At 41.7% G+C, this 21,602-nt stretch carries 13 protein-coding genes; 4 read left to right on the top strand and 9 right to left on the bottom strand.

The window, feature by feature from the left end; translation table 11 throughout:
* The 6 genes from AAC026_RS12290 to AAC026_RS12265 all read right to left on the bottom strand — a co-directional run.
* On the bottom strand, window positions 1-2,360 hold a 2,360-nt coding region (locus tag AAC026_RS12290), incomplete at its 3' end, for a heavy metal translocating P-type ATPase (protein ID WP_339698445.1).
* Between the two features lie 16 nt (window positions 2,361-2,376).
* Window positions 2,377-3,222, bottom strand: a complete 846-nt coding sequence (locus AAC026_RS12285) for a GDCCVxC domain-containing (seleno)protein (protein WP_339698442.1) — start codon at window positions 3,220-3,222, stop codon at window positions 2,377-2,379.
* Between the two features lie 4 nt (window positions 3,223-3,226).
* Window positions 3,227-3,649 carry a transcriptional repressor gene (locus tag AAC026_RS12280; protein WP_339698439.1) on the bottom strand — a complete coding sequence of 141 codons (423 nt, stop codon included), beginning with the start codon at window positions 3,647-3,649 and terminating at the stop codon, window positions 3,227-3,229.
* A 128-nt stretch (window positions 3,650-3,777) separates the two neighbouring features.
* Window positions 3,778-4,119 (bottom strand): P-II family nitrogen regulator, encoded by a 342-nt coding sequence (locus AAC026_RS12275; RefSeq protein ID WP_339698436.1) that lies wholly within the window; start codon window positions 4,117-4,119, stop codon window positions 3,778-3,780.
* Window positions 4,120-4,177: 58 nt separating this feature from the next.
* Window positions 4,178-5,386 (bottom strand): efflux RND transporter periplasmic adaptor subunit, encoded by a 1,209-nt coding sequence (locus AAC026_RS12270; protein WP_339698433.1) that lies wholly within the window; start codon window positions 5,384-5,386, stop codon window positions 4,178-4,180.
* A 25-nt stretch (window positions 5,387-5,411) separates the two neighbouring features.
* Window positions 5,412-9,827: a CusA/CzcA family heavy metal efflux RND transporter gene (locus AAC026_RS12265; protein WP_339698430.1), complete on the bottom strand. Its 4,416-nt coding sequence runs from the start codon at window positions 9,825-9,827 to the stop codon at window positions 5,412-5,414.
* A gap of 21 nt (window positions 9,828-9,848) precedes the next feature.
* Here AAC026_RS12265 and AAC026_RS12260 point away from each other — a divergent pair, with 21 nt between their 5' ends.
* Window positions 9,849-10,025 carry a hypothetical protein gene (locus tag AAC026_RS12260; RefSeq protein WP_157717485.1) on the top strand — a complete coding sequence of 59 codons (177 nt, stop codon included), beginning with the start codon at window positions 9,849-9,851 and terminating at the stop codon, window positions 10,023-10,025.
* 123 nt (window positions 10,026-10,148) lie between these two features.
* Here AAC026_RS12260 and AAC026_RS12255 read toward each other — a convergent pair whose 3' ends face one another.
* Window positions 10,149-10,466: a DUF6660 family protein gene (locus tag AAC026_RS12255; RefSeq protein ID WP_339698418.1), complete on the bottom strand. Its 318-nt coding sequence runs from the start codon at window positions 10,464-10,466 to the stop codon at window positions 10,149-10,151.
* A 292-nt stretch (window positions 10,467-10,758) separates the two neighbouring features.
* On the opposite strand from AAC026_RS12255, the gene AAC026_RS12250 reads away from it, so the two are divergent.
* From AAC026_RS12250 to AAC026_RS12240, 3 genes are all read left to right on the top strand, one after another.
* Window positions 10,759-13,125: an ABC transporter permease gene (locus AAC026_RS12250; RefSeq protein WP_339698417.1), complete on the top strand. Its 2,367-nt coding sequence runs from the start codon at window positions 10,759-10,761 to the stop codon at window positions 13,123-13,125.
* Window positions 13,126-13,246: 121 nt separating this feature from the next.
* A complete protein-coding gene (locus tag AAC026_RS12245; RefSeq protein ID WP_339607253.1) occupies window positions 13,247-13,558 on the top strand; it encodes a hypothetical protein in 312 nt (103 codons plus the stop codon).
* Window positions 13,559-13,606: 48 nt separating this feature from the next.
* Window positions 13,607-15,802 carry a TonB-dependent receptor gene (locus tag AAC026_RS12240; RefSeq protein ID WP_339698414.1) on the top strand — a complete coding sequence of 732 codons (2,196 nt, stop codon included), beginning with the start codon at window positions 13,607-13,609 and terminating at the stop codon, window positions 15,800-15,802.
* A 79-nt stretch (window positions 15,803-15,881) separates the two neighbouring features.
* Here AAC026_RS12240 and AAC026_RS12235 read toward each other — a convergent pair whose 3' ends face one another.
* Together AAC026_RS12235 and AAC026_RS12230 are read right to left on the bottom strand one after the other, a co-directional pair.
* The gene (locus AAC026_RS12235; RefSeq protein WP_339698411.1) at window positions 15,882-17,078 is read right to left on the bottom strand and encodes an efflux RND transporter periplasmic adaptor subunit; all 1,197 of its coding nucleotides are present in this window, start codon (window positions 17,076-17,078) and stop codon (window positions 15,882-15,884) included.
* Between the two features lie 15 nt (window positions 17,079-17,093).
* On the bottom strand, window positions 17,094-21,467 hold the full coding sequence (locus AAC026_RS12230) for a CusA/CzcA family heavy metal efflux RND transporter (protein ID WP_339698408.1): 4,374 nt from the start codon (window positions 21,465-21,467) through the stop codon (window positions 17,094-17,096).
* Between the last annotated feature and the right edge of the window lie 135 nt (window positions 21,468-21,602).

Raw genomic sequence — 21,602 nt, 5'->3', positions numbered from 1 at the left:
ACCCAAAGGTTTTGTTTAATGATACTTTTGGCCTTTCTACTTAAGCCAATCGCAAAAGGCAATGTTTCGAGCTTGTCAGCCATCAGGGCAATATCAGCCGTTTCCAAGGCTACATCACTACCCGCAGCTCCCATGGCAATGCCCACTGTGCTGTTGGCCATGGCCGGGGCATCATTTACACCATCGCCTATCATTGCCACTTTAGATTCTTGTTCTTTGAGTTTCTTAATGGCTTCTACTTTTTCTTCCGGCAGCAGGCTGCCCCAGGCATCCGTAAGTCCTATTTCTTTGGCTACCGCATCAGCCACTTTCTGGTTATCACCTGTTAACATAATCATGCGTTTGATACCGAGCTTTTTCAATTGTTCCAGGGTACTTTTCGCTTCTTTCCTTGGTGTATCCATCAGGGCTATTATGCCTATGTAACTGTCGTTCTGGCGAATGAGCATGGTGGTATTGCCATCAGACTCCAAGGATTTTACTTTTTCTTCTGTTTCCTTTGATGGCTTCTTGTCATCCAGCGACTCAAACAGGTCCAGATTGCCAATGAAAACTTTGTTACTTCCCAGTGAAGCTTTGATCCCTTTCCCAAGCACTGCCTCCAGGTCTTTCGCCTCAGGTATGTCAACACCCTTCAGTCGCTCTTTCCCGTCACGCACTACGGCCTTTGCCAGTGGGTGATCACTAAGACCCTCTACCGCAACTGCTATTTTCAATAGTTCCTCTTCTTTCACATCCCCCAGGGCTACCACCTCCGTTAACTTAGGCTTACCTTCTGTTAGTGTGCCGGTCTTATCAAAAGCCAGGGCGGTAAGTACGCCTAAGTCTTCCAATGGGCGGCCACCTTTGATAAGCACCCCACTTTTGGCGGCCCGGGCTACTCCGCTTAGCACGGCACTCGGGGTGGCTATGGCCAATGCGCAAGGGCTGGCGGCTACCAGCACGGCCATGGCGCGGTAGAAGCTTTCGCTGAAGGGTTCGTCTATGACCAGAAAAGCGAAATTGAGCAAGACCACCAGTACCAATACAGCAGGCACAAAGTATTTTTCAAACTTGTCGGTGAGCCGTTGGGTGGGTGATTTCTGGGTCTGGGCTTCATTGACCAGTTTCACCAGGCGGGAGAGTGTAGAATCCTGTGCTAGCCTGATCACTTTGATTTCCAGCGTATTGTTTCCATTGATCGTACCGGAAAAAGCACGGTGTTCGTCTTTGATGTCTTTTTCCTGTGACCAGTCTTTATCGGGATCATTCACCGGTGCCTTATCTACCGGTACGCTTTCTCCGGTTATGGGTGCCTGGTTAACGCTGCTTGTACCGCTGACAACCACCCCATCGGCTGAAATTTTGCTATTGGGCTTAACTACGATGATGTCTCCAATGCTCAGTTCTTCTATACCTACTTCTTCTGTTTTTCCATTTCTCTTGAGCAAGGCGGTTTTAGGGGCCAGTTCTGCCAAAGCTGCAATGGATTTACGGGCCTTGTTCATGGCATAATGCTCCAGGGCATGGCCCATGCTAAAGAGAAACAGCAACAAGGCACCTTCTGCCCATTCACCCAGAATAGCTGCTCCAATAGCAGCAACCAGCATTAGGAAATCTATCTCAAAGCCGCCTTTGGCAACTGTTTGAATAGCTTCTTTAGCGGTAAAAAAGCCTCCAAAGAAATACGCTGCGATGTAGAGCGTCAAGCTTACCCATGAAGGAATAGCTTCTACATATGAAAGCCCAAAACCAATGCCGAGCAATGCCCCGCAGATGATGGAAAAGATCAGCTCGGTATTTTTGCCAAAAATACCACCGTGTGAGTGGTCGTGATCTTCACCTTCCTCATGTGAATGTGCATCCTCTTTTTCTTGGGTTTCCTTTTGTTCAGGTTTCTTGGCTTGCTGAAGAAATCGCTCAGCACTTACCTGCGTATCGGGTATGTCAAGACCTTCTTTCCTTAACGATTTCAGTATCTCCGCTTCATCTATTTTGGTGGTATCAAATTCCAAACGCACCATGCCGGAACCTGAGACAGCCGCTTCCAGAATGCCCGCTTTGTTTCTAAGGTTTCGCTCTATGTTCCGGGCATGGCGTGTATGCCGTATTCCCTCTACTTCTATGAGTTTATGGCCAAACTTTTCGGTGATCTCAGCCCCGGTTTGCTCCGCCAGTTTTTGGATTCGGTCAATTGATATTACCTCAGGATCATAATGGAAGCAGAGTTGTGGCACACCATTGTCGGTTTCATCTGCCACATGTACTTTTTCAAGACCGTCCTTGTCCTGAAGCTTTTGGATCAGCTTATTTACACATTGATCCTTTTCGTCAGGGACTTCTAGCAGGATGAGTGGTATTTTTATTTGTAGTTTTTTCATTCTTCTCATTTGTTCATTAACAACAATTATTCTCACATAATAGGCGCTTTGTTTTAGCCTTTTCAAAGGCTTCTTTACCTTCCTTCCATGCATACCAGGCTATACCTAGACTACCAACAGCATCCACATAAGGGATCTGCCAAATAGCATAAATTAGACTAGAAGCCAGAAGAATAAAAGACAGGTAAAAACAGGTCTTGGTGCATTGCGCATCAGAAATGATTGGCTCGCTCTCCAACTCCTTACCCACTTTTATTTTTGCTCTAAAAAGAAAATACATGGTAGCAATAGAAAGCATTGAAATGATAACACCGGCTGTGGTAGTCTGTGGCTCGGACTGGCTAACAATTGAAAGTATAGCACCTGTAATAAGCCCTGCCACCAATAGATACAGAGCTGTACCAGTTATTTTCAATGCTGTTATCTCAAAATCATCACGTTGCTTTATTTCATGATGCTGCATTCTCCAAACCATGTGGGCAACTCCTACTCCAGAGAGTACTTCTGCAAAACTATCTACTCCAAACCCAAATAAGGCCAGTGTTTCATCTGTTGCGCCAAAGAAGGTAGAGACAAGGCCTTCAATAGTATTGTATCCAATGGTTATCAGGCTGAGGATGAAAGCAGTTCTAAGTCCTTTTTGAAGATTAATATGCCCTTCTAATGTCCGTTGAACGGATGGACAAGGCACTGAACCATGAGAACAGAAAACACAGCAATCACCTGAATTTGGCTGTAAAATGTTATCACATCGCTCACAATCAAACGAAATCAAGCAACTATCTTGGGGCATTTCTACCTGACGTTGGTGATGACAGTGTGGGCAAACCAATAGAGATTGATAATGAATTTGCTGGCTCATAATATTAGCTTTCAATTTTACATTGGGGGCAAATGCCCTTTACAACCAAATTGGCTTCTTCGGCCTCATGATTAGGCGGAAGGACAATTTCAGGAATTTTGTAACTGGTAAGGCATTTAGTTTTCTCACAAATTCTGCAATGAAAATGCAGATGCAGGTCTCTTTCTATTTCACATTTACAACCATCTTCACATAAAGCATACTTGGGCACACCGGTACCATCATCAATGCTATGCACCATGCCGTTTTCTTCAAAAACTTTAAGTGTTCGGTATAGAGTAGTGCGATCAGATTTCTCAAACGCTTCGTACAAATCACTGAGGCTCACAGCGGTCTCTCTGTCCAACAAATATTCCAATACCAGTAAGCGCATGGCCGTAGGCTTGATTTTATGGGATTTTAAAATTTGCTCCAATTCTTTAATCATAATTATGCTATTTTATATGAATAGTCTTGATTTTTAATAGCCCCGAGAAACCTGTTTGTATCATACGGGTTCGTTACAAACTTTAGGTATCCATGATAGGCGTATTTCAGGACGCCCAAAGTCTATGCTTATTTTATATCAAATCTTTTAATGGACTTTCCAGTCTTGATTCGATAAGCCTCGTCTACTTGGGAGATATATATTATACCATCGCCAGGTTCAGTTGTTTTGGCTTTGCCACATATTAACTGGACTGCTTTGTCCATTTCTTCATTCTGACAGACAAGTTCCAATTTCACAATTGGGCTGTCAGTAAAGCGAAAATCTAAGGAAGGAGAAGCATCAGACTGTCGGTACTTCCCGGTTCCTTCCCCCTTGGATAAGGTTATGCTGTCAAAGCCTGCATCATGCAAGGCCTCAACAACAATTTGAACCCTTTGTGGTTTTATAAATGCTTTTATTTCTTTCATTATTTCTTTTTAAGTCCGACAGGCGTATCACCTGCCGGATGAGTTAAACTATTAGTTTCTAGTGCCCGTGTTCCGTTGATCCTTTTTTCATTTCAGCTATTAGATAATAGGCATTGTCCCAGGCTACTTTTGTCTTTTCTGGAAGTGGTTCGAGTAGTTTAATCTCAACCCAACCATCATCAACCAGTCCTGTTCGAATTTCCACGGCTTTAAATCCCCATTCCATTTCGTTATTATCCTCATTTGGTGGTGTGACAGTAAAAATGTACGATTTTCCTTCCTCTTCGATCACAGCGGATTCAGGCAAGGCTAATACGGCCTTTTCGCCTGTATGAATTCTGCCATTGATGTACATCCCTGGAATTAGAAAATCGTTCTTCTTCTCAATCTCTGCATGCACATGTACGGCCTTTGGATTTTGTTCAAACTGCTTGCCAACGGAGTAAATCTTGGCTTTAAGAGTTACGCCCGGCACGGACTCTACCGTAAAAGAAATGTCCTGACCTTTTTTCACTTTATGAACATCCTTTTCAAACACCATCAGGTCAGCATGAATGTGCTCATTATTGACGATCATGAACATATCTTTCTGTGGATCCACATATTGACCAATCTGGACTTCCACTTTTTCTATGTAACCGTCAATAGGACTAACTACTGGCACATTTTGGTAAACGTCACCGTTTTGTACTTTCGCGATATTTAGACTTAACTGACCCAACTGAGCTTCAAAGCCTTTCACCTCTCCTTTCATGGATAGATAATCGGCCTGAGTTTGTTGAAAGATTTTTCCTGAGCCAACGTTTTCGTCATAAAGCTTTTTCTGACGTTCGTATTCCTTTTGAAGAAACTGCAATTGGTGATATGCTCGAACATAATCTGACTGCAACCTTGAGAGATTGGGATGCGCCAAAGTGGCTAGGGTTTGGCCTTTTTTCACTTTGTCTCCTTCAATTACTTTAATAGCTGTCACATTTGCACCTAAAATAGCGGTGACTGTTGCTTCATGCTGAGGGGGAACTTCTAATTGCCCATTGGCTTCTACTACTCCTGAAAGTGGTCTTGTGGGTATCACATCCACTTTGATGCCAATGCTATTTTTCTTCAATTCGGATAGATGTACTTCTCCTTCAACACTGAGTTCTTCTTCTACTTGTACTTGTCCTTTCTCAGTTGTCTCTACTTCCGTTGAAGACTTACTTCCACATCCTGTAAAGAATGTTGCCATGAATAGGATGGCCGCTATATATGTGATTTGCTTTTTCATTTATTTATTTTTTCAAAAGTTGAATTTATTGACCAAGGAGATACTCTAGATTGATAACGGCTTGGTTATATCCATTTACTGTATTGAGATAACCGAATTTCAATTCAAGTGCCGTATTGAGGTTTTGAAAATATTCCACATAATCTATGGCTCCACTTTCAAAACTTTTTTGTGCATTGGTCAGAATTAAATTGGCCTGAGGAATTGCCTTGTCTTTGTAATAATCCAGACTACCTCTAAACTTTAAAAGTTCTGACATTTGCTGTTCATACTGCCCTTGAAGGGTTGTATAGTAGTATTCTGAGCGCGTTTTGGCCATTTGTTCACGTAACTGGGAAGCTTTAATGCCGGCCTTGTAGGATCCATTGAACAATGGAATGCCGACACCCGCTTGTATACCTCCAAACCGATCTGATGCTGTAGCGGTACCACCATTTGATGTTTCCCCTCCAATAAGCGATTGGTTAAAGTAACCTATGAATAGGTCAGGCATAAGTTTAGCGGACTGTACGGATTTTTCGGCATTGGCTATTGCCACTTGCTGTTTTGTATATCCCAGAGCTGGGTTATTCTCCAACAGCGCAAAATCACGAATACTTGAGACGTTCAACTCATTTAAAGGGGACGGTCTAAAGGCCAAATCAGTAGTGTCATTCAATAGAATCTGAAGTTGTTTTTCCTGAATCACTATATCGGCTTCTAGCAACTTGAGTTGGTTCTGAATTTCCATGACACTGGTTTCAGCAGCGGCCTTTTCCAAATAGCTAGTGGCCTCGGTTTCATAGCGAATAGTTGCTGCGTTGAGGAATCGAGCATAAATTGTGTCCTGATACTGGAGCAGTTGGCGCCTTTCTTTTAGGTACGATAATTCATGCCAAGCTTTTCGAATGTTCCATTTAAGATCGTTTTCCGTTACCATCAGTTGCTTTTGACCACCTGCAACTTGCTCCTCAGCCAACTGCTTTTGTTTTCTGTAAACTGTTGGAAATTCAAACGACTGACCAATGCTGAAAGAAAAGTCATTCTCAAAGCTGTTGTATTGCCCATACTGCATTCCAACGGCTGTTTTTCCTGGATTGAATGCTGCTTTCTTTCCCTGCATTTGAACGTCAATGTTGGTTTTGGCCACTTTTACATTACCATTATTGGCCAAGCCTATGGCAATTGCCTCATCAATCGTTTCAACCCTTTTACCCGATATCTCTTGCGCATTGGCTTTTGATGAACTCCCCAAAAGACCTCCCATCAAGACTAGAGATATTATAATTTTCGATGAAATTATTGTATTTACTCTTGGTTTTTTACGACCCTCAATAAACGAGTACAGTACAGGCAAAACAATGAGCGTTAATAAGGTGGCACTAATTAAACCTCCGATAACAACCGTTGCCAGCGGTCTCTGAACTTCTGCCCCAGCTGAAGCAGAGAAGGCCATAGGAGTGAAGCCCATAATTGCCGCTGTAGCCGTAAGTAAAATTGGTCTGAGTCGTTCTTGAGTACCAGTGAGTATTCGCTCTTTTAAGTCCATGATTCCTTCTATTTTTAGTGAATTGAATCGGCTGATAAGCACCAGTCCGTTTAGAACAGCCACCCCAAAGAGAACAATGAAGCCAACTCCTGCAGATATACTAAAAGGCATACCTCTCATACTCATAAAAAACACACCACCAATAGCTGCAAGTGGAATCGCCATGTAGATCATTACTGATTGTGAAAATGATTTTAAGGCGAAATAAAGCAGTATGAAAATAAGGAAGAGCGCAATCGGCACCACCACTGATAACCTTGCTTTGGCGCGTTGAAGATTTTCAAACTCTCCCCCATAGGTGATGTAGTAGCCAGGTGGTAAGTCCAACTCTGTATCGAGTTTTTGCTGTATATCTGTTACTACTGATTCTACATCTCTGCCTCGAATATTTACACCCACATAAGTTCTTCGAAATGTATTGTCTCTGGAAATTTGCATCGGGCCAGGAACATAATCAATATCAGCAACCTCCTTTATCGGCACTTGCGTACCGTCAGGTAGGTCTATGTATAGGGTTCTTAAGTCTTCTATACTTTGCCGATGTGACTCATCAAATCGAATAACCAACTCAAACCGTTTTTCACCTTCGAAAACTATTCCAGCAACCCCTCCTGCGAAAGCTGCACTCACATATTCATTCAATTTTTGTACATCAAGCCCATACTGAGCAAGTTTCTTGCGGTTATACTTTACCGTCATTTGGGGCAATCCAGCTGTACGCTCTGGATTCACATCACCAGCCCCAGGTACAGTTTGAATGATATCGGCCATTTCCTGCACTTTTTCAGAAAGCACTTCCAAGTCCTCGCCATAGAGTTTTACGGCTACGTCTTCTCTTACTCCTTCCAGCAACTCATTAAAGCGAAGCTCAACAGGCTGGGTAAATACAAGATTAACACCTGGAAGTATGTCCAACTTCTCTTTGATCTTCTCAATAAGCTCTTCTTTCGAGCCTGCCGACACCCATTTTTCTCTATCCTTCTCCAGAATTATATACATATCGGCTATGTCTAAAGGCATAGGGTCTGTGGGTATGTCAGCCACTCCAATTCGGGCAACAACTGTTGTTATTTCTGGAAAATTGTCCTTTAAAATATTCTCTATTTTAATAGATACATCAATAGCTTCATTGAGCCCACTGCCCGGACGAATGAGCGCTTGCATGGCCAAATCACCCTCATCCAATTGAGGGATAAATTCACCTCCCATTTTAGAGAAAACAAACCCTGCCCCAAGTAGTAGGGCCAGAGCAATGCCTATAACCAATAATCGTAATTTTAGTGCGCCAACAATCAATGGGTGATACACCTTGTTTAAAACGCTTATAATTCTTTCACTAAACTTATGAATTCCGTTTTCTAACCTAGCGAACCAATTTTTTGGGTTACTTATTGGGCGCATTAATAATGCTGTCATCATTGGTACGTATGTCAGGCATAGAATAATTGCACCGATAACAGCATACCCAAATGTGTAGGCCATAGGAGTGAACATCTTGCCTTCTACACCCGTCAGAAAAAGAATAGGAGTAAATACGATAAGAATGATGAGCTGTCCGAAAAATGCGGCATTCATCATGGTGCTTCCAGATTCATAGGCTATTTCATCCATTTGAGCCTGATCGAACTTATTCTTACCAGCCCTTATTCGCTTTTCAATTTCATGCACTGTACCTTCTACAATAATCACAGCACCATCCACGATGATTCCAAAATCAATGGCCCCAAGACTCATCAAGTTGGCCCATACACCCGTGGCTTTCATAAGAATGAAGGCAAAGAGCAACGAGAGAGGAATTAGCGATGCCGTTACAATACCACCTCTTAGACTCCCTAAAAGTACAACAAGGACAAAAATAACGATGAGTGCTCCCTCGATGAGGTTTTTACTAACAGTGCTTGTAGTTCGTTCAATTAGAGAACTTCGATCAAGGTATGCGTTAAATTCAAGCCCTTCAGGAAGCGATTTTTCAATTTCTGCCATTCGCTCAATTACATTTTGTATGACTGCATTGGGGTTGGATCCCTTCAGCATCATGATGATTCCACCGACTGCTTCATGACCATCTTGGGTGAATGCTCCGTACCTTACCTGATATCCAAAATGGACTTTTTCAGCAACATCCCTGATTAATATTGGAAGGCCATTTACATTCTTTATGGAGATGTTTTCAATATCATCCAAGGTGCGCACTAGCCCTTCACCACGAATAAAGTTGGCCATTTTGTTCTTCTCGATATATGCTCCACCCGTATTAACATTGTTACGTTGCAGGGCTTCATATACCTCAGAGATACTCACGTTCATGGCGTTAAGTTTATCTGGGTTTATTGCTACTTCGTATTGCTTGATGAAACCTCCAAAAGAATTGACTTCGACTACCCCTTCAAGCAAAGTGAGTTGTCGTTTCACAATCCATTCCTGGATGGTACGTAATTCCATTGCTGAATATGCGGTATCATATCCATCCTTTGGCCGAATGGTATATTCATAAATTTGTCCAAGGCCAGTAGAGATTGGCCCCATCGAGGGACTTCCAAACTCTTTTGGAATAGTTTCTTTTAACTCATTCAGCTTTTCTTGGACGAGCTGTCTGGGTAAATAAGTCCCTATTTTATCTTCAAACACAATTGTGACTACCGAAAGACCAAACCTAGAGACAGAGCGTATTTCCTCTACCCCCGGTAGATTTCCCATTGCCAGCTCGACAGGGTAAGTGACGAACTGTTCAATATCTTCGGTAGCCAAGTTCTGGGATACCGTAATTACTTGCACTTGGTTGTTGGTAATATCAGGAACAGAACCTAAGTTGATTGTGGACATGGAGTATATCCCAACACCAATGAGTGCCATCGTAAGCAGGCCCACGATGAATTTATTCTTTATTGAAAAAGAAATGATTTTATTGATCATACGAGTTATTAATTATTTGACATGGACAGAAAAGAAGTGATGGACACGAGCCACCATCGCTGCGAGCAGGATGAGGCAGAACAGCACAATGAAAAACCATTTGATTGCCCATTTGGCAGTGATTTTATTCCTTCTCTTTTTTCTTTTTTTCCTATTCAGTTTTTTCAAGCTGTACAAATAGTATTGAACATTGAATGAAAGGATGCCTTTGAGAAAAGACATCTGAAGGAGTGCTAACAGGCTATCAGAATGACTGCTGACTTGAAATCTTGTTTAAAGACTTTTTCGATGAGACATACTTATCCTCCTAAACACTGAAAATTATGACCTTGGAGGCTTGAGGAATCCAGAGATTTCAATACTTCTGAAATCTTGAAAATAAGATGAGATAATCACAGGTAATTTCACAGGGTGCGTGAAGTTGACTGCTGATATTGATAGAAAATGCGCGTGGCAGCAATGGCATACACATATTGGAGAACAACCATCCCAACTACTCTTTTGGTTATTATGGTCTCCATTATTGCTCTCAAAAACTGAAATAGAGTATCCTGTAGTGTCTAAGGGTTGAGCGTCCGCGCATGCTAGCCCTGCCAGGGCCATAAAGTAAAAACTCAATATGTAGCACGCTATTTTCATTTCACGTAAATATACGCGGCTAAGCAATGCAATGGTATTGCAAAGTTTAGGTTTGTATTTTTTTTTACTACAAAGAGCCTTTATATCCTGTTTTCAAAACCATATTGTACTTAAGTCAAAATTGTTTCTTATGGTTGGAAGTGGGCACGCCACTACTTTCTCTAAAAAAGGAAAACTCCCCCCTTCCTTGAATTGTTTAGCTGATTTTAATTTTCATAAATTGTGACCTCATGAAAGTACTGGACAAGGACTCTCAAGAGGATTAATAGATTCCGCCCTTGATTAATGAAAAATGCTTGCTAAACCGCTTTATTTCTTGCGACTTTCTATAAGGTATCTCTTCAGAAAGAATCTCGTCTATACGCTTATTAATATCGTTGGCTTGGCGATTGGTTTTGCCAGTTTCCTGGTGGCCATACTTTATAGTGCAGACGAACTTTCTTTTGATGATTTTCATCCCAATGCCGATCAGGTTTACCGATTGGTAGTGGATTGGGACGGAGATGGCATACAACGAAATTGGGCCAGTTCCAGTGTTCCTGTTGGTCAGGTTGGGGATGGTTTTATTCCTGAAATCACACAAAGGGTAAGGATTCGTAAAAACCCGGGCACAGACCTCATCACTATCAACGACCAGTCTTTCTATGAGCCAAAACTGTTAATGGTTGAGCCTGCTTTTTTCAACCTGTTTGGTTTTACATTAGAAACTGGCGACAAGGAAAAGGTACTTTCGGACAAATACAGCATTGTTCTGACCCAGGAAACAGCTAAAAAGTATTTTGGAAATCAAAACCCTATCGGCCAAATCATTCGCTACGATGGGCAGTTTGACTTGAAGGTAACAGGCATTGCCAGAAACCCTCCTACACAATCACACATTCAGTTTGATTGCCTGCTTTCGTTCGAATTACTTGATGAAATTTTCCCTAAATCCAGACTCGATCACTGGGGACAGTTTGATCATTATACTTATGTTCGTTTGGCCGAAAATGCCAATGTTGATTTGGTTGAATCAAAAATGGCAAATTATCTTTCCAGCCAAGCTCCAGACTGGGTCTCTGAGAAAATCACATTGAAGCTACAGCCCATCAAATCAATTCATTTGGAATCGACCCGCCAAAGTGAATTAAGTCCAAACAGCAATAAAGCCTACTATTTGGTCTTCATGTCGGCAGCCGTCCTTATTTTGTTGGTTGCCTCAATCAACTATGTTAACCTTTCCTATGCCACATACCTATCGCGAAGCAAGGAAATGGCAATGAAAAAGATTTTAGGAGCTACAAAAAGTGGCTTATTGAAAGGTCTAATAATCGAGTCTGCCCTAATTAGCCTTTCAGCAATGCTACTGGCTTTGTTTATCGTAAATCTCACAATTGCCGAAATTGGTCAAATTACAGGCAAGGATTTTGGGCAGTTTCATACACCCTCGTTTATATTTTTGACACTTTCAATTGGTCTTATCACTGGCCTTATTTCGGGAATTCCTCCAGCACTAGGTTTAATAAAGATTCAAAATCACATGGCTAAGCTTAAGTCAAAGCCCAAAAGCACCATGGGCCATATCATGATTTTAATCCAGCTCAGTGTTTCTTCTTTGCTCATCATGGCCATGTTTGCAGTTACTAGCCAATTCAACTATTTACAAAATACCTCATTGGGGTTTAATGGAGCCAGAACTCTAGTTATCCCCATCAAAGACCGCTCTCTCAATGCTGGTTATCAGGCCACAGTAAACGAAATTAAGTCTATTTCGGGGATTGAAAGCGCTTCTTTCTCATCGACTACTCCAGGCACCAACAATGCGCTAACTTATACTTACAGTATTTCAGGAACAGACCGCAATGACATTGCTCTCACCACCGTAATAGCCGATGAGTTCTTTTACGAACTTTATAACATCCGACTGAAAGCAGGACGTTTACCTGAAATCTTTGCTCCGGGAAATGAAGCCCAAATTGTTTTGAGTCAAGCTGCAGTTGATTTTTTAGATCTGAAAGAACCAATAGGTAAAACCGTTTCGGGTAAAATCAAAGGTACTATCGTGGGTGTTGTAGAAGATTTCCAAGTCAACTCCCTCCACAGTAAAGTTGAGCCCATCATTATGTTCAACTACTTACCAACACTCCGTTTTGTATCGGTTAAGACCTCCAACGGTTTCGACCAGGCCACCATTGCCTCGCTGGCAAAGGTATGGGATGGAAAATATGAGAAATACCCAATGGAGTACAGCTTCTTGGAAGACGATAACTTAAAGCTTTACAGTTACGAACAAGGAGTACTCAATTCCATTTATATTTTAGTGACTATTGCCATTTTCATTGCGAGCATTGGCCTTGTTGGTCACGCGACCCTACTGAGAAGAAATAAAGCGCGGGAATATAGTATTCGAAAAATATTAGGCGCTTCCTCTTGGGCTATATTAACTGGATCGGTAAAAAGAATAATCCCACTCTTTTTGATTGGCGCTGGAATTACTGCCTTAATAGGTTATGCTGGAATCAATTCATGGTTACAAAGTTTTGCCTACCGCCCAAGTTTAGGGCTTTCCGTAATTGTAATTCCACTATTGGCTGTGCTTGTATTATTTCTGAGCGTCATGAGCGGACTTCTACTAAGTCAGGCCAACAAGAATCCAACGCGATATCTAAAAGAGCAATAATCTGGATTTTAGCCCACTCATCCCTACATAAAATTAGAATATGAGATGCGTAAGTCTCGATTCGCTAAACTTTCTTTCACTTCATGCCTTGTTACACCAATACATCGATTAATTTTGCGGCATGCAGTGGTCAAAGACCTTCATGGCTTTTTTAATTCTCTTTTTTAGCCTTACGCCTTGTGCCGAAGGTTGGGAAGAAGACAACTGTGCAAACGAGAACGGAATTCATGCAGAATCTGAGCCTATTGATTCGCATGAAGAATCTGATACTTGTACTCCGTTTTGCGCCTGTGCTTGCTGCCATATCCCACTCACTTCAACCTATGTCTTTCTAGAAATGCCAGAAAACGACCCACCAGTTGATTTCTTGATTGAAGTATCAGGCAGTATTACTCCACCACTCTTTGAAATTTGGCAACCCCCTAAAATCTAGTGTTCGTTCAGAATACAGTTAGATTTTCAATTCAAATTCAATTAAAAAATGATCAAAAGATTCTTTTTAGCATCTGTATTAATGGTGCTTTTTACCCATATGGCCATTGGCCAAAACAGCATTAGGTTTCAGGTTTTTGATGAAGAAACCAACGAGCCACTAGTCGGAGCCACAGCTTTTGTAAGCACTACCAAAGGTGGAATATCGGATAGCCAAGGATTTGTTACACTCACCAATTTAAGTGGAACAGAAGTAGAAGTTCGTTTCTCTTTTGTAGGTTATGAAACACAAACCAACACTTATATTTTTAGCGAAGCAGGTAACGAAACCATCAAAATTATGATGGAATCGGCTACGGAAGAGCACGAAGAGGTAGCTATTGTAACGGCCACCCGTTCTAGTAGAAGTATTGAAGAAATACCAACCCGAATCGAGTTTTTAGGAACCGAAGAGTTGGAGGAAAAAGCAGTGATGAAATCTGCCAATATTGCCATGTTGCTTCGCGAGAGCACGGGTATTCAAATGCAGATTACTTCACCCAGTTCGGCTAATCAGAGCATCAGAATTCAAGGTTTAGATGGACGTTATACTCAGCTTTTAAAGGATGGGTTTCCACTTTATGGTGGTTTTTCTGGTGGCTTGAGCATTATGCAAATTCCACCTTTAGACCTAAAACAAGTTGAAGTTATCAAAGGCAGTAATGCAACTTTGTATGGTGGTGGTGCCATTGCGGGTTTGGTAAACTTGGTAAGTATTCAGCCTGAAGACGAAGCAAGATTTAGGTTAATGCTAGATCAAACTTCGGCCGGAGGTACAACCGTGAACACCTTTTACGCCAAACGAAATGACAAATTTGGAATGAGCTTATTTGCTTCTGGAGGTTTGCAAAATGCTTACGATGTAAACGATGACAATTTCTCTGACATCCCAGAATCGAAAGCCTTAACCTTCAACCCTACTTTCTTTTATTACCCAAGTGCAGACAGTAAAATCAGACTGGCCCTAAGTGGTACTTTTGAAGATCGACTGGGTGGAAATTTAGACGCTATTGATGCGGAACAAAGTAACGCAAACGCTTATTTACAAGAGAATAACACCAATAGGCTTTCTTACCAGTTGAGCTATGAGAAGAATTGGGACGCAAACAGATCGTTCACAATCAAAAACAGTTTGTTGAGTTTTGAGCGAACTATTCAGGAGCCAAACTTGGTATTTAATGGTCAGCAATACGCCACTTTCAGCGAGGCGGCCTATTCTTTCGGAAGAGACAAAAGCAGATGGATTGTAGGTGCTAACCTTTATTCTGACAACTTTACGGAAGACAGTGGCACAAACAATAATCGTAATTATGAACAAATCACTACTGGTGCTTTTATTCAACAAGTAGAACAAGTTTCAGAAACATTCTCAATCGAATCTGGCGTTAGACTTGACTACAACAACGATTACGGCTGGTTTGCACTTCCGAGAGTAGCGCTTTTCTACAACCCTGCTTCTAAATTTTCTTACCGACTGGGTGGTGGACTTGGATACAAAACACCAACCATATTTACTGAAGATACGGAGAGATTATCATTCAGAGGTTTAGATGCTTCGAACTTAACCAGTCTTGATGCCGAAAAATCCTTTGGAGGAAACTTCGATATAAATTACAAAACTGCCATTGGTGAGCGTTGGACTTTCAGCGTAAATCAGCTGTTTTTCTATACCCAATTGAACGATCCACTGGCGCTTCGTCAAGTTCCGCTTTCAACTTCATTCCGTTTTGAAAATGCAGGTGATCATATGCGTTCTCAAGGCTTAGAAACCAACTTGAAACTGACATACAATGATTTCAAATTGTTTTTCAATTATGCCCTGATAGATACGCAAGAAAAGTTTGACAACCGAAACGACCAAAAGCCATTAACGGCCAAGCATAACATTGGGGCCGTTTTGGTGTATGAAGAAGAAGGTAAATGGAGAGTTGGGCTTGAAGCTTACTATACTGGCGAGCAATATCGTAGAGACTTGACCAGAACTGATAGTTATTGGATTACTGGCCTTATGGTGCTTCGTAAATTCAAGCATATTAGCGTTTACAGTAATTTCGAGAACTTCTCTGATACTCGACAATCCAAGTTCGAAAACATCGATTTAGGTTCAAACATGAGTCCATCTGATTTAGACATCTGGGCACCACTAGAAGGTTTTGTGGTGAACTTTGGGGTGATCATTGATTTTGGGCATTCTGAACATCATTAAAAAACAAAGCCACGCTCCATTAATTTTGGAGCGTGGCTTATCAATTTTCGTCAAAATGGAGCAAAGGCCAAATCAGTTCTTAATGACCATGACCTCCGCCCTCACTGTTCTTTACCTTTCCCAATAAGGCATAAGCGCCTTTAATAATTAACTGCACTTTCGACATTTCGATAGAAGGGTCAGTAAAAGTAACTTCTGTATAGCCCTCCTCAGTATTGCCTTTTACCACTTCTAGCATTTCAAATTCGTGCATAGTGGTACCAGCCTCTTCCTTTTCTTCACCATAAGCAAATACATAATGTTTGCCATCAAAACGCACTATGGTGTTGTCTGGCACTACCCATGCCTCATGACTACCTAATTCAATATTGGCGGAAACATACATACCGGGCAACAATCCTTCATATTTCTCTTCCATATGACCGTGCACGGTCATAGAGCGATCTTCTCGCACACCGCTGCCTACCAAAAACACTTCAGCATCGAGGGTTGGCCCGCTTGAGTTGGTAAGGTTAAAACGAATGCGTTGACCTTTTTTCACTTTAGGAATATCACTTTCATACACCGTGAGTTCAACGTGTAAATCTTCAGCATTTGTAATGTCCATGATGGCATCTTGAGGCGACACATATTTACCAATGTTGGTGTACACATCGCGCACGGAGCCTGACACTGGTGAATATATTTTAACAGAAGAAGCTACTTCGCCCCCAGCAATTTTCTCTGGTGAAAAGCCTATGAGTTTTAGTCGCTGCTCCATGGTTTTAAGTTTGGCCTCATTCATTAGGTACGTGCTTTTAGCTTGCTGAAAAGATTTACCCGATGCTACATTTTCCCCATAAAGGGCTTCCTGTCTATCGAATTCAGTTTTTAGAAATTCGCGGTTGGCCATGCTCTCCAAGTACTCTTGCTGAAATTGGATAAACTCTGGGTTTTCGATTTCCACCAATAACTGACCTTTTTTCACTTGTGTGCCAGGCAACATTTCTGTGTATTTCACAAAACCACCATAGGGCATATTAATCGAAACATTACTTTGTGGTGGCACATCAATCACTCCATTTACGCTTAATTCCGAACCAATAATTTGTTTCTTGATACTCCCTATTTGAATATCGGCCTGATCGTATTGGGCCTGTGTAAGTTCAAGGTGCTCTTCGCCTTCTTCTCCTCCAATTTCTATAGACTCAACTGAATTGTTACCGCATGCCATGGTCAGCGCAACAAGTGCTAAGAGGAATGCATTTCTGATATATTTATTTGTCGTCTTTTTCATCTGTATATATTTTGATTATTGAACCCCAGAAATGAATTCAATTTGAATAGTAATTTGATTGTACTGATTAAGGATTTCTAAGTGATTGAAACCAATGGAAAGCGCTCTGTTGAGTCCGTCAATGTATTCTACGTAACCAATTTCACCGCTTTCAAATCCCCTTTGTGCCTGCTTCAAAATAAGCTCCGACTGTGGTAAAGCTTCCTTTTCGTAATATTCAAGGCTTGTTAATGCCTTTTGGTATTGTTGAAAAAGAGAGCTGAGCTGACTCTGTAGTTCATTGCTTTTGGCAGTGAGTAAAGCACTAGATTGTTCCTTTCTCAACTCTGCAGCTTTTACATTGGCACGCTGCGCTTTCATTCCAAAAAGTGAAATGCCAAGACCAATTTGAACCCCTGAAAAACGATCGCTCGAACTGAAGTTGGTAGGCACACCAGCACGCGTTTCGCCAGGCCCATTAAACGATTGGTTGAAATAGCCGAGGTTGATTTCGGGCAACATCCTTGAACGCTCCACCTGCTTTTCATTTTCAGCTATTTCTATTTGCTGTTTAAACCAAGCCAAGGTGGGGTTATTTGAAATTTGGGATGATGCTAGTACTGCTTCAATGTTTCGCTGATCAAGATCACCCTCAGCAATCTCAATTTCTTCCGACACATTGAGTAAAGCTTTTAGCTGATGCTTTAAAATCTGAATATCGGCCTCATTTTGGGCAATCAGCACTTTGATTTCTGCCACTTGCGCTTCTGCCGTAGCTTTCTCTAACAAATTACTTTCGCCTGTTTTAAAACGTAGTTCTGCTGCGCGCACAAAACGCTCATAAATTTGGTCTTGCTCAAGCAGTAAATCTCGTTTGTTTTTCTCCTTCCACAATTCAAACCAAGTAGATTTAACACGTTGTACCAGTTCGTTTTGGGTAGCCGTTTCCATCCATTCACTACCTTTTATTCTTGCCTCAGCCAATTTGCCTTGGTTGGTATATAGGGTTGGAAAAGCAAAGCTCTGACTTACGGATATGCGGCTGTCATTGTTAAAATCACTGTTGGTTTGGCCATACTCTAAGCCAAAATTGGTCTTCGACAAATTCCAACTGCCTTTGCGCAAGGCTTGTTGTTCTTGCGTTTCTATTTGGGCAGCTCTTAAAGTTGGGTTGTTTTTAATGGCTGTGGCTATGGCTGAGTCAACGGATGGAAAAACCAATGGTCTTTCTTGCGCCTGAATATTGACAGGTGATAACATGCCAAGCCCCAGAATAAAGAACAAAGCCACGGTACTCCTTCTTACTTTTACCGTTCGTTCAAAATAGTAATACAAAATAGGCAGCACTACCAAAGTAAGGAAGGTGGCCGTAACCAAACCACCAATCACTACGGTGGCGAGTGGCTTTTGTACTTCGGCTCCCGAGGTATTGGAAAGCGCCATTGGAAGAAAGCCCAAAGAAGCCACAGAGGCCGTCATAATTACCGGGCGAAGCCTTACGAATGTGCCCTTATAAATTCGCTCAAAAACATCAGTAACTCCTTCTTTTTTAAGGCTGTTGAACTCAGCAATCAATACAATTCCGTTGAGCACCGCTACCCCAAAAAGAGCAATGAAACCAACCCCAGCCGAAATACTAAAAGGCATACCCCTAAGGGATAAAGCGAAAATTCCGCCTATGGCTGAAAGTGGTATAGCGGTAAAAATCAGAAGGCTTTGCTTTACCGAACGGAACGTAAAGTATAGCAGTACAAAAATTAAGAGTAGAGCCAATGGAACCGCCACGCTTAGACGCTTCTTGGCTTCAACCAAATTCTCAAACTGGCCTCCGTAGGTGATTGTATAACCCGTTGCTAGTTCAACAGAGGTATCTACTTTTTCCTGAATTTCGGTGACTATGCTCTGTACATCACGGTTTCTTACATTAAAACCGACAATGATTCTTCTGCGTGTATCGTCTCGTTGAATTTGATAGGGTCCTTCTTTTACTTGCACATCTGCCACTTGATAAAGTGGAATTTGATGTCCATCTGCCCGGCTTATATAAAGATTGCTCACATCCGACAGCCTTTCACGTCTGTTTTCTTCTAGCCGAATCACCAAATCATAACGCTGTTCGCCTTCATAAACTACGCCTGCAGAGGCTCCAGCAAATGCTGTCTGTACGGTTTGATTAACCTCTTTTACGCTCAAACCATATTTTGCTAACTGATCTCTTTTATAGTCAATTATTATTTGAGGAACCCCAGTAACCTCTTCAATATACAGATCTACAGCACCTTCAACGGTATTGGCGATCTCGCCAATTTGATTGGCATATGCTGAAAGTTGGTCTAAGTCTTCACCATAAATTTTAATGGCCACATCTTGCCGAACGCCAGTCATTAATTCGTTAAAGCGCATTTGAATGGGCTGAAGAAAACCAAAAGTTACTCCGGGAATTACCTCCAAGGCCTCCCCCATTTTATTGGCCAGCTCCTCCCTGTTGGTGGCTGATGTCCATTCATCTTTGTTTTTCAAAATGATCATCATGTCGGCAGCTTCGGGTGGCATTGGGTCTGTTGGAATTTCCCCTGCTCCAATTTTTGACACTACTTGTTCTACTTCTGGAAATTGATCGAGAAGAATCTTCTCTGCTTGAGTAGTTGCCTCAATTGTAGTTTGAAGCGAACTACCCGTTAACACTCTGGTTTCAACGGCAAAATCACCTTCTTCCAACGTAGGAATAAATTCACCTCCCATATTAGAAAACACCCACAGTGCGGCTGAAAACAACAGTAGAGAAAATCCGATAATCAATGGGCGCTTGTACATTACCCACCGAATCACTGGATCGTAAAGTCTGTGTAGAAAAGCCATGATATGGTCAGAAACATTCTTCTTTTGGCTCGGCTTTTTACTCATCACCAAAGCCGACATCATAGGCACATAGGTAAGGGATAGAATGAATGCTCCAAGAATAGCAAAGGCTACGGTTTGGGCCATTGGGCCAAACATTTTACCTTCTGTTCCCACCAATGCTAAAATTGGTAAGTATACAATCAGGATTATGATTTCACCAAAGGCAGCTGAGGTTCTAATTTTACTAGCGGCCTTGTAGACTTCATCATCCATTTCAAACTGAGTGAGTTTTCGATTAACCTTAAGCTTGGTTAAATGGTGCATTGTGGCTTCTACAATAATCACCGCTCCGTCTACAATCAAACCAAAATCAATAGCTCCTAAACTCATCAGGTTACCCGATACCCCAAAGAGGTTCATCATGGAAAAAGCAAAGAGCAAAGCCAGTGGAATTACAGAAGCCACAATTATTCCTGCCCTAAAATTTCCGAGCAGCAAAAGGAGAATGAAAATCACAATTAAGGCCCCTTCAATAAGGTTCTTGGTCACAGTGCCAATGGCATGATCTACTAATTTACTTCGATCCAAAAAAGGTCTAATCTCTACACCTTCTGGAAGTGTTTTTTCAATTTCGGTAATCCTATTTTTAACATTCTTGATTACTTCTGCCGAATTTTCACCTTTCAGCATCATTACAATGGCACTGACCACCTCGCCCTCTCCATTACGGGTGGTTGCTCCGTAGCGCACCGCACTTCCTAACTGTACCTTTGCTGCATCCTTAATAAGGATTGGAATTCCTTCATTGTTGTTCTTGATGAGGATGCTCCGAATGTCATCCAAATCATTTACCAAGCCCTCGCTTCGAATAAAAAGTGCTGTTTCGTTCTTTTCTATATAAGCACCACCCGTATTTTGGTTGTTATCTTCCAGTGCCTTAAAAATTTCGGCAATGGAAACATTCATGCTTTTCAAGCGGTCTGGATCAACTGCGATTTCAAACTGCTTTAAGTAGCCACCAAAACTGCTTACATCAGCAACTCCGGGTGTACCCAACAGTTGTCTTCGCACTATCCAGTCTTGAATACTGCGTAATTCTCTGGCGTCATATTTATCTTCATAACCGGGCTTAGGCTCTACCACATACTGATAAATTTCGCCCAAACCTGTGGTTACTGGTGCCATGCTTGGCATTCCAGCCCCAGCAGGAATTTGCTCTTGGGCTTCAACCAATCGTTCGTTTACTTGTTGACGTGCCCAATACACATCTACTTTCTCTTCAAAAACAATAGTAACTACCGAAAGACCAAACCTTGAAAAAGATCTTATTTCTTCAATTTGAGGTATGGTGGCCATTGTAATTTCTATAGGAAAAGTAATGAGCCGCTCTACTTCTTCGGCTGCTAAAGCTGGAGAAGTAGTAATGACTTGTACCTGATTGTTTGTGATGTCGGGCACTGCATCTATGGGGAGTTGGGTTAATGAATAACCACCCCAAATAATCAGACCTAGGGTAAACAACCCGATGATCAGCTTATTCTTTATGGAAAATGAAATAAGTTTATCCATGCTTTTACATTGATGATTTGCTTTGAGCGAATGGATCTAATGAAAATCGGGCATGCCGATAGTCAGCCTTGCTTTAATCAAGGCAATAGATTGTTGCTCAAAAATTTGAAAAATTCTTAATGAAATTTGAAGTAT

Source organism: uncultured Roseivirga sp., from assembly GCF_963973945.1.
In the GTDB taxonomy this organism is placed as follows: domain Bacteria; phylum Bacteroidota; class Bacteroidia; order Cytophagales; family Cyclobacteriaceae; genus Roseivirga.
The sequence above is the reverse complement of the archived record's forward strand: the minus strand, read 5'-3'. Positions and strand labels throughout refer to the sequence as shown.